The organism is bacterium, from assembly GCA_035530055.1.
In the GTDB taxonomy this organism is placed as follows: Bacteria; UBA6262; WVXT01; order WVXT01; family WVXT01; genus WVXT01.
Genome location: DATKVN010000064.1, coordinates 1 through 4,611 on the forward strand (window position 1 = coordinate 1; position 4,611 = coordinate 4,611).

Sequence of the window (4,611 nt, forward strand, 5' to 3'; positions counted from 1 at the left end):
AGCTTTAAATGATGTAGTAGTAAAAAATGGAGTTACAGCGAGAGTAATAAAATTGAGACTGGAAGTAAATAACCAGTATGTTGCCACATATGTGGGAGATGGGTTAATTATTTCCACTCCTACAGGTTCCACAGCCTATTCCTTAGCTGCCAATGGTCCCATAGTTCACCCGGATTTAGCGCTTATCATCTTGTCACCTATTTGTCCCCATACTTTGGCTTTACGCCCATTGATTATTTCGTCTAAGGATACGGTTAAGATTAGGGTTGAGACTGACCATGATGAGGTTATTCTTACTATGGATGGGCAGGAAAACATTCCCTTGAAGTTGGGAGATTTGGTTCAAGTAAGAAAAGCAAAGGAAAGATTAAAACTAATTGTCCCTGAAAAGAAAAGTTATTACCAGGTGTTGAGGACGAAGATGAAGTGGGGGGGGAGGTAGGATAGAAAAGGGCTTAATTTGTTCGACACCGGGAAATTTTTTACGCTTGAAAACTTCGGCCTCTGCAGGGTGCAGAATCAAACTCCCCTTCGGGTCGAACAAGATTCTGCTTGGAAGCTAATGTAGTCGGCCTTGTTTACTCGCTAAAATTTCCAATGTTTCTCACAAATCAAGCCCTTTTCTTGTTTGGAAGCGAAGTTTTTGCTAAAATTTCTAATATCATCACAAATCGAACTTTTCTTGTGAAGAAATGTAGTCGGCCTTGGTTTCTCGCTAAAATTTCAATGCTTCTCAGAAATCATGCCTTTTCCAGTCGCGTAGAGAAAAATAGAGTTGACCCCATTTTTTGAGGGTATGATGTTACGGGAATTATCCATAAAAAATTTTGCTTTGATTGAAGAATTGCATATATCTCTTGATAAGGGTCTGAATATTTTAACCGGCGAGACAGGGGCTGGAAAATCGATAATTATCGGAGCAATCGGGCTAGTTCTAGGAGAGAAAGCCTCTTCTGAAGTTATCAGGAAAGGGAGCGACCTCTGTGAGATCAGGGGACTGTTTGAGGTTAAGGAGAATATCAGGTTGAAAGAGATGCTCGCTGAGAAAGGTCTCTTAAGCTGCAAGGAAGAAGAGTTTATTCTGAAGAGGGAATTGAGTCGACAGGGAAGGGGTCGCTGTTTCCTGAACAGCCAGATTATTACTTTGGGAATGCTGGAAGAAATTGGTAACTATTTAGTGGATGTGCACGGACAACATGAACATCAGGCCCTGCTCAAGCCTGGTGTTGCCAGGGACCTCCTGGATGAATTCGGAGTGTTGATGAAGCTCAGGAAGAGAACTGAACAGACCTACCGTAAGTTTCGAGAGAAGTCACGTGAACTGGAAGAATTGCGTGCCTCAGAAAAGGAACGGGAACAGCAGATCGACCTTTATCAATTTCAAATAAAAGAGATTGACCAGGCTAATCTCTCTATTGAGGAAGAAGAAGTCTTGGAAAGAGAACATAAAGTTTTGAGTAATGCAGAAAAGTTGGGCCAGTTGAGCCAGGAGCTTTATCACCATCTTTACGAAGGAACGGGGTCGATTACGGAGAAGACGGCCTTGGTGGAGAGAGATTTGGAAAAGATTGTTGCTATCGACCAGGCACTGAAGGATGAGTTAAAGGAATTGGGTGAGGTAAAGTATCGAATAGATGAGATGGCTATAGCGATAAGAGATTATAGGAGAAAAATAGAATTTAATCCCCAAAGGTTGGAAGAGATACTGGAAAGGAAAGAGTTAATTAGTAAACTTAAACGAAAATATGGAAATACAATAAAAGATATTCTGAATTATAGAAAAGAAACACAGGTTAAATTAGACAAACTGCTTAATAGTGCCAAGAATATGGAAGAGACTATAGGTGAGGTAGAGAGACTCCAGGAAGAACTTGCGCGGCAGGCGGGCAAGCTTTCTGGTGAGAGAAAGATAGCAGGGGCTAAGTTAAAGAAGAAAATGGAACAGGAACTGAAGGAATTAGGGATGGGAAAAGCAAGATTCGATGTGGAGATTAACCAAGGCGAAATAAAGTCCAGCGGAATGGATGAAATCAGGTTTCTGGTTGCTCCCAATGTGGGAGAGGATTTAAAACCTATAAATCAGATTGCCTCTGGCGGAGAGATATCGCGTATAATGTTAGCGCTTAAGACTATTCTGGCACGGGCAGACCAGATACCGACTTTGATCTTTGACGAGATTGACGCAGCCATCGGTGGAAAAATTGCCCAGGTTGTGGGTAGAAAAATGAAAACTCTCTCTCCCAATCATCAGGTTATCTGCATTACTCACCTTCCACAAATTGCTGTTTTCGCATCGAGTCACTATTTTGTGGATAAAAAGATTAGTGGTGGGCGTACAAAAACAATGACTGCTCTTTTGGATAAGAAAGGAAAGGAAAGCGAGATTGCGCGCATGTTGAGCGGGGAACAGCTGACAGAGATAACTTTAAAACACGCCAGAGAAATGATAAGAGAAGGCCAGTCTTAAAATTTTGGTAAACAGATGGGAAAAATTATAATAAACATTGAACAATGTAAAGGTTGTAAGTTATGTGTGATATTCTGCCCAAAGCAGCTTATAAAGTTATCAGAAAAATTAAACCCGGCTGGTTACCATCCAGCCGAGTTTATTGATAATGGGCAGTGTAACAGTTGTGGTTTGTGCTACCAGATGTGTCCGGATGTGGCAATTGAGGTATGGAAGGAGGGAAAAGTTTAGATGAAAGGATAGTTTTCGGAGTCGCTCGGTAGTGTAGGGCTTTATGCCCGTAAAATTACGCCCATAAAGGGCTACACTACACGAAATCTGGCCGATTTAAAGCTCCTGAAACTATCCTTTCATCCTGAGCATGGTAATAAGAAATGGTGGGCTTGATTTCTTCGCTGAAAATTTCAAACGCTTCTCATAAATCAACTTTTTCAGAATATGATTTTAAAGGTGTAGCGGCAGAGCGAAGCTTTGCTTTGTAAGGCAATAGGGCATTATAAATTAAATTTTGGGGTTTTGAAAAAATGGAAGATAGAATTTTGATGCAGGGGAATTACGCTGTGGGTGAGGGAGGGATACAGGGAGGCTGCCAAGCCTATTTTGGCTATCCTATAACTCCCCAAAACGAGCTAACCCAATATATGGCTAAGAGAATGGTAGAGGAAGGAAGAGTATTTATCCAGGCGGAAAGCGAGATAGCGGCAATTAATATGGTCTTTGGCGCTTCTCTGGCAGGTGCACGGGCAATGACTTCCTCTTCCTCTCCTGGAATAAGCTTGAAACAGGAAGGCATCTCCTATATGGTAGGTTGTGAACTCCCGGGTGTGATTGTAAATATTCAAAGGGGAGGACCAGGTTTGGGAAATATTGCAGGTGCCCAGAGTGACTACTTTCAAGCGACAAGAGGAGGAGGACACGGAGATTACTACTTAATTGTGCTTGCTCCTGCCTCGGTTCAGGAAATGTACGATTTAACTCGGGAAGCTTTCGATTTGGCTGATAAGTACAGAAATCCTGTAATTGTCCTTGCCGATGGTATTTTAGGTCAGATGCTCGAACCAGTAAAGATTGTGAAGAAGAATCCGATGTCAAATTTCAGTGCTAAAAAAGATTGGATTCTGGACGGCTGTAAAGGGAGAAAACCTCGCATGGTTCGTTCACTACTGATGGACGAAGGAGCCCTGGAAGAGCACAACTGGAAACTGAATAAGAAATATGAAAAGATGAAAAAAACAGAAATGAGAGTGGAGACAGATAATCTTGAAGATGCTGAAGTGGCGTTGGTGGGCTATGGCACTTCTGCCCGGATATGTAAGGAGGCAATGGAGATTGCCCGACGGAAAGGAATAAAAGTGGGACTGGTCAGGCCAATTACGCTGTGGCCTTTTCCAGAAAAGGTTATCGCTGAAAATGCAGATAGATTAAAGGCATTTCTGGCCATAGAAATGAGTCTCGGACAGATGGTTGAGGATGTGCGCCTGGCGGCTAACGGCAGATGTCCGGTACATTTTTACGGAAAGCCTGGGGGTGGCATTCCGGAAGTGGACGTAATTGTAGAAAGGATTGAAAAAATATTGAAATGAAAAAACTATTTTCACGACCAGAAAGTCTGACAGCAAAAAGAAATCTTTATTGTTCCGGTTGTGGGCACGGGATTGTCCATCGGCTAATTGCTGAAGTCATTGATGAGTTAGGAATAAGAGAGAAGACAATTGGCATTGCCCCTGTGGGATGTGCTGTTTTCGCTTATGATTATTGGAATTTCGACGTTACCGAGGCAGCTCATGGAAGACCTCCTGCTGTGGCTACGGGAATCAAGAGAGTACTTCCCGATAGAATTGTCTTTACCTATCAGGGTGATGGTGACCTGGCTGCAATCGGCACAGCGGAAACGGTCCACGCTGCCAATCGGGGAGAAAATATTACCATCATATTCATCAATAATGCTGTCTATGGTATGACCGGTGGTCAAATGGCTCCCACAACACTTATTGCTCAGAAGACCACCACCACTCCCTGGGGAAGAGACCCTAAGATTGCCGGCTATCCCATTAAGATTTCGGAAGCCCTGGCACAGCTGGAAGGCTCTGTTTATATTGAAAGAGTAACAGTCAACAGCCCCAAAAATACCATCAAAGCAAAAA

The 4,611-nt window shown here is 42.8% G+C and carries 5 protein-coding genes; all 5 read left to right on the plus strand.

What is annotated here, in order from left to right:
* Positions 1–442, plus strand: a 442-nt coding sequence (locus VMW39_05235) for an NAD(+) kinase (protein ID HUW23414.1), incomplete at its 5' end; no start/stop codon positions are given.
* A gap of 357 nt (positions 443–799) precedes the next feature.
* The gene (gene recN / locus VMW39_05240) at positions 800–2,467 is read left to right on the plus strand and encodes a DNA repair protein RecN (GenBank protein HUW23415.1); all 1,668 of its coding nucleotides are present in this window, start codon (positions 800–802) and stop codon (positions 2,465–2,467) included.
* A 15-nt stretch (positions 2,468–2,482) separates the two neighbouring features.
* Positions 2,483–2,698 carry a 4Fe-4S dicluster domain-containing protein gene (locus VMW39_05245; GenBank protein ID HUW23416.1) on the plus strand — a complete coding sequence of 72 codons (216 nt, stop codon included), beginning with the start codon at positions 2,483–2,485 and terminating at the stop codon, positions 2,696–2,698.
* A gap of 293 nt (positions 2,699–2,991) precedes the next feature.
* On the plus strand, positions 2,992–4,050 hold the full coding sequence (locus VMW39_05250; protein ID HUW23417.1) for a 3-methyl-2-oxobutanoate dehydrogenase subunit VorB: 1,059 nt from the start codon (positions 2,992–2,994) through the stop codon (positions 4,048–4,050).
* Positions 4,047–4,611, plus strand: a 565-nt coding sequence (locus VMW39_05255) for a thiamine pyrophosphate-dependent enzyme (protein HUW23418.1), incomplete at its 3' end; no start/stop codon positions are given. The genes VMW39_05250 and VMW39_05255, both read left to right, overlap by 4 nt.